The organism is Shigella sp. FC1544, assembly GCF_001722145.1.
Lineage (GTDB): Bacteria > Pseudomonadota > Gammaproteobacteria > Enterobacterales > Enterobacteriaceae > Escherichia > Escherichia coli.
In genome coordinates, this window is the sequence record NZ_MECT01000132.1 from 1 (window position 1) to 5,401 (window position 5,401).

Consider the following 5,401-nt stretch of genomic DNA (forward strand, 5'->3'; position numbering starts at 1 on the left):
GTAGCGGAGCAGGAAGGACATCTGATGGAAATGGAAGCCACGCAAGCACCTTAAAATCACCATCATACACTAAATCAGTAAGTTGGCAGCATTACCAGCTGCAAGAAGTGTTTTACCTGCCGTAATTGCCCAATGTGCCGGAGATGCCTCCGGCACAATATTTTAAATTTCGATTTGAAAAATTAAACATATTACATCTCCCGGTAAGTTATATTTCCCTGATACATTGTGAGTAAATCACAAAAATAATGAATAACCCATTAATGATTCATGTGGTTTATTTAAATAACCATTATGTGCATTACTCCGCAAATCTGACCTTTCACTCTGTCTCAAATTGTCATTGTTTACCGACATATCGCCTCTCATCACTTAATCGCTCCACCATTACAATTGATTAAAATATATTTTATGGAGTCCGATTAATGGCAGCTCTTACTGCAAGCTGTATTGACCTGAATATTCAGGGCAATGGCGCTTATTCCGTTCTGAAGCAGTTGGCGACAATAGCGTTACAAAACGGTTTTATCACCGACTCACACCAGTTCCTGCAAACCCTGCTGCTGCGCGAAAAAATGCACTCTACTGGATTTGGTTCCGGTGTCGCCGTGCCGCACGGTAAAAGCGCCTGCGTTAAACAACCGTTCGTATTATTCGCCCGCAAAGCGCAGGCTATTGACTGGAAAGCCAGCGATGGCGAAGACGTCAATTGCTGGATCTGCCTCGGCGTGCCGCAAAGCGGCGAAGAGGATCAGGTCAAAATCATCGGCACACTGTGTCGCAAAATTATTCACAAGGAATTTATTCATCAACTGCAACAGGGCGATACCGACCAAGTGCTTGCCTTGTTAAATCAAACCCTCAGCTCATAAGGAAGTGGCGATGGAGTCATCCTTACGTATTGTCGCGATCACCAACTGCCCCGCCGGGATCGCTCACACCTACATGGTGGCGGAAGCCCTGGAACAGAAAGCCCGTTCTCTCGGCCATACCATAAAAGTGGAAACTCAAGGGTCCAGTGGCGTTGAAAACCGCTTATCCAGCGAAGAGATTGCCGCTGCCGATTACGTCATTCTCGCTACCGGGCGTGGCCTGAGCGGTGATGATCGCGCGCGGTTTACCGGGAAGAAAGTTTATGAGATTGCCATCTCCCAGGCGTTGAAAAATATCGACCAGATTTTCAGCGAATTACCGACAAACTCGCAGCTTTTTGCCGCAGATAGTGGCGTGAAGCTTGGCAAACAGGAAATGCAAAGCGGCAGCGTGATGAGCCACCTGATGGCGGGCGTCTCTGCGGCGCTGCCGTTTGTCATCGGCGGTGGTATCCTGGTGGCGCTTGCCAACATGCTGGTGCAGTTCGGTTTGCCGTATACCGATATGTCGAAAGGCGCGCCGTCGTTTACCTGGGTAGTTGAATCCATCGGTTACCTTGGCTTCAACTTTATGATCCCCATCATGGGCGCTTATATTGCCTCGTCGATTGCCGATAAACCGGCTTTCGCTCCGGCGTTTCTGGTTTGCTATCTGGCGAACGACAAAGCGCTGCTCGGCACCCAGTCGGGTGCGGGATTCCTCGGCGCGGTGGTGCTGGGGCTGGCGATTGGCTATTTCGTCTTCTGGTTCCGCAAAGTGCGCCTTGGCAAAGCATTACAACCGCTGCTCGGTTCAATGCTGATCCCGTTCGTTACTCTGCTGGTTTTCGGCGTGCTCACTTACTACGTTATCGGGCCGGTGATGTCCGACCTCATGGGCGGGCTGCTCCACTTCCTGAATACCATTCCTCCATCAATGAAGTTTGCAGCAGCGTTTCTGGTCGGTGCGATGCTGGCGTTCGATATGGGCGGCCCCATCAATAAAACCGCCTGCTTCTCACTGCTGGAAAAACACATTTATGACTGGTACGCCATCGTCGGCGTTGTCGCGTTGATGCCGCCCGTTGCGGCGGGTCTTGCGACGTTCATTGCGCCCAAACTGTTTACCCGACAGGAAAAAGAGGCTGCCAGTAGTGCCATTGTGGTCGGTGCCACAGTCGCAACCGAACCGGCTATACCTTACACTCTGGCAGCTCCGTTGCCGATGATTACCGCCAATACGCTGGCGGGTGGCATTACCGGCGTGCTGGTGATCGCTTTCGGAATCAAACGTCTGGCACCTGGTTTGGGTATCTTTGACCCGCTGATCGGCCTGATGTCGCCGGTGGGTTCGTTTTATCTGGTGCTGGCGATTGGCCTCGCGCTGAACATTTCATTCATTATCGTCCTGAAAGGATTGTGGTTACGCCGCAAAGCGAAAGCCGCGCAACAGGAGCTTGTCCATGAACATTGAGTTACTGCAACAGTTGTGCGAAGCCAGCGCCGTCAGCGGCGATGAACAGGAAGTTCGCGACATTCTGATAAACACGCTGGAACCTTGCGTTAATGAGATCACCTTTGATGGTCTGGGCAGCTTTGTTGCCCGTAAGGGGAATAAAGGTCCAAAAGTTGCCGTTGTCGGGCATATGGATGAAGTCGGCTTTATGGTCACCCACATCGACGAGAGCGGTTTTCTGCGTTTCACCACCATTGGTGGCTGGTGGAATCAGTCGATGCTCAACCACCGGGTAACCATACGCACACACAAGGGAGTGAAAATCCCTGGTGTGATTGGTTCCGTCGCGCCTCATGCGTTAACGGAAAAGCAAAGGCAACAGCCGCTGTCATTTGATGAGATGTTCATTGATATTGGCGCAAACAGTCGCGATGAGGTGGAAAAACGCGGTGTGGCGATGGGCGATTTTATTAGCCCGGAAGCCAATTTTGCCTGCTGGGGCGAAGATAAAGTGGTCGGCAAGGCGCTGGATAACCGCATCGGCTGCGCAATGATGGCTGAACTATTGCAGACGGTGAATAATCCCGAAATTACGCTGTATGGCGTCGGCAGCGTGGAAGAAGAAGTTGGGCTACGCGGGGCACAAACCTCGGCGGAACACATTAAACCGGATGTAGTGATCGTGCTGGATACCGCTGTCGCAGGCGATGTTCCGGGCATTGATAACATTAAATACCCGCTGAAACTGGGCCAGGGGCCGGGGCTGATGCTGTTTGACAAGCGCTACTTCCCCAACCAGAAACTGGTAGCAGCGTTAAAAAGCTGTGCCGCACATAACGATTTACCGCTGCAATTTTCCACCATGAAAACCGGTGCGACGGATGGCGGGCGCTACAACGTGATGGGCGGCGGGCGTCCGGTTGTTGCGCTGTGCCTGCCAACCCGCTATCTGCACGCTAACAGCGGTATGATTTCAAAAGCCGATTACGATGCTCTGCTCACGTTGATACGGGATTTTCTGACCACCTTAACCGCGGAGAAAGTCAACGCGTTTAGCCAGTTCCGTCAGGTGGATTAATGCTAAACGAACGCCAGTTAAAGATTGTCGATCTGCTGGAGCAACAGCCGCGCACGCCTGGTGAGCTGGCGCAACAGACTGGCGTTTCAGGCAGGACCATCCTGCGTGATATTGACTATCTCAACTTTACCCTTAACGGCAAAGCCCGCATTTCCGCCAGTGGTAGTGCGGGCTATCAGCTGGAAATCTTCGAGCGCCGCAGCTTTTTTCAGTTGCTGCAAAAGCACGATAACGACTATCGGCTGCTGGCACTGTTATTACTGAATACCTTTACTCCCCGTGCGCAACTCGCCTCGGCGCTTAATTTGCCAGAAACGTGGGTCGCAGAGCGTCTGCCCCGGTTAAAACAGCGTTATGAACGCGCTTGTTGCCTGGCCAGCCGCCCCGGTTTGGGCCATTTCATTGATGAGACAGAAGAGAAGCGCGTTATCTTGCTGGCGAACTTGCTGCGCAAAGATCCGTTTTTAATTCCGCTGGCGGGCGTAACACGAGACAACCTTCAGCATTTATCCACGGCCTGCGACAACCAACACCGCTGGCCGCTCATGCAGGGTGATTATCTCTCCAGCCTGATTCTGGCGATTTACGCCCTGCGTAATCAACTGACCGATGAGTGGCCGCAATATCCCGGTGACGAGATAAAACAAATCGTTGAACAAAGCGGCATGTTTCTTGGTGATAACGCTGTAAGAACCCTGACAGGTTTGATAGAGAAACAGCATCAGCAAGCGCAGGTAATTTCAGCCGATCATGTGCTGGGGTTGCTGCAAAGGGTGCCAGGCATCGCGTCATTGAATATTATTGATACGCAGTTGGTTGAGAATATTACCGGGCATTTATTACGTTGCCTTGCCGCACCGGTGTGGATTGCTGAGCACCGCCAAAGTAGCATGAATAACCTGAAAGCAGCCTGGCCTGCGGCCTTTGATATGAGTCTGCACTTTATTACGCTACTGCGTGAACAGCTCGATATTCCCCTTTTCGACAGCGATCTGATCGGTTTGTATTTTGCCTGTGCGCTGGAGCGGCATCAAAACGAACGCCAGCCGATCATTTTGCTCTCGGACCAGAACGCGATTGCCACTATTAATCAGCTCGCCATTGAGCGCGATGTTTTAAATTGTCGGGTAATTATTGCCCGTAGCTTAAGCGAACTTGTTGCCATTCGCGAAGAGATTGAGCCGTTATTGATCATTAACAATAGCCATTATTTACTGGAAGACGCGGTAAATAATTACATCACCGTAAAAAATATCATTACGGCTGCCGGTATCGAACAAATAAAACATTTTCTGGCGACGGCATTTATTCGCCAGCAACCGGAGCGTTTTTTCTCTGCCCCCGGAAGTTTTCATTATTCGAATGTACGCGGTGAAAGCTGGCAACATATTACCCGGCAAATTTGTGCGCAATTAGTCGCACAACACCATATTACCGCCGATGAAACACAACGCATCATCGCCCGCGAAGGCGAAGGTGAAAACCTGATTGTTAATCGCCTCGCCATCCCACATTGCTGGAGCGAACAGGAGCGACGTTTTCGTGGATTTTTTATTACCCTCGCCCAACCAGTTGAGGTGAATAACGAAGTCATTAACCATGTCTTGATCGCCTGCGCCGCCGCCGATGCGCGTCATGAGCTAAAAATATTTAGCTATCTGGCAAGCATATTGTGTCAGCATCCGGCAGAGGTTATTGCCGGGTTAACAGGATATGAGGCATTTATGGAGTTACTTCACAAGGGGTGAACTGTGTCGGATGCGCCGCATCCGACACTGCATTTATCATCAAAAACGTTTAACGCAGGCTATTATAGTCATCAACCATTTCGTTGTACTCGCGTAATGCTCTCGGGAAAGAGTCTTCGACCATCCAGCTTGAGTTTGCGTCCTGAAGTTGCTCTTTATCCCAGTCAGAGTAGGTAATGCTGCCAACTTACTGATTTAGTGTATGATGGTGATTTTAAGGTGCTTGCGTGGCTTCCATTTCCATCAGATGTCCTTCCTGCTCCGCTAC

General features: G+C 50.8%; 4 protein-coding genes and 1 pseudogene. 4 read left to right on the forward strand and 1 reads right to left on the reverse strand.

Going from position 1 to position 5,401, the window contains the following annotated elements; all coding sequences use genetic code 11:
- Window positions 1-425 precede the first annotated feature (425 nt).
- From BGK49_RS08920 to BGK49_RS08935, 4 genes are read left to right on the forward strand one after another with little or no spacing between them, the layout of a single operon-like run.
- Window positions 426-872, forward strand: a complete 447-nt coding sequence (locus tag BGK49_RS08920; protein ID WP_000729595.1) for a PTS fructose transporter subunit IIA — start codon at window positions 426-428, stop codon at window positions 870-872.
- 10 nt (window positions 873-882) lie between these two features.
- Window positions 883-2,325, forward strand: coding sequence for a PTS fructose-like transporter subunit IIBC (locus tag BGK49_RS08925; protein ID WP_046891664.1), 1,443 nt, complete (start codon window positions 883-885; stop codon window positions 2,323-2,325).
- Window positions 2,315-3,385 carry an aminopeptidase gene (locus BGK49_RS08930; RefSeq protein WP_001019494.1) on the forward strand — a complete coding sequence of 357 codons (1,071 nt, stop codon included), beginning with the start codon at window positions 2,315-2,317 and terminating at the stop codon, window positions 3,383-3,385. The genes BGK49_RS08925 and BGK49_RS08930 overlap by 11 nt, the downstream gene beginning before the upstream one ends.
- On the forward strand, window positions 3,385-5,133 hold the full coding sequence (locus BGK49_RS08935; protein WP_000931354.1) for a putative frv operon regulatory protein: 1,749 nt from the start codon (window positions 3,385-3,387) through the stop codon (window positions 5,131-5,133). The genes BGK49_RS08930 and BGK49_RS08935 overlap by 1 nt, the downstream gene beginning before the upstream one ends.
- A 49-nt stretch (window positions 5,134-5,182) precedes the next feature.
- Here the strand turns inward: BGK49_RS08935 and BGK49_RS29200 are convergent.
- Window positions 5,183-5,311 (reverse strand): annotated as a pseudogene (locus tag BGK49_RS29200) (DUF3829 domain-containing protein); the annotation flags it as partial.
- Window positions 5,312-5,401 lie beyond the last annotated feature (90 nt).

What these genes read in the sequence shown, in the direction of transcription:
- BGK49_RS08920 (WP_000729595.1), top strand. Translation starts at nt 426, where the DNA reads ATGGCAGCTCTTACTGCAAGCTGTATTGACCTGAATATTCAGGGCAAT.
- BGK49_RS08930 (WP_001019494.1), top strand. Translation starts at nt 2,315, where the DNA reads ATGAACATTGAGTTACTGCAACAGTTGTGCGAAGCCAGCGCCGTCAGC.
- BGK49_RS08935 (WP_000931354.1), top strand. Translation starts at nt 3,385, where the DNA reads ATGCTAAACGAACGCCAGTTAAAGATTGTCGATCTGCTGGAGCAACAG.
- BGK49_RS08925 (WP_046891664.1), top strand. Translation starts at nt 883, where the DNA reads ATGGAGTCATCCTTACGTATTGTCGCGATCACCAACTGCCCCGCCGGG.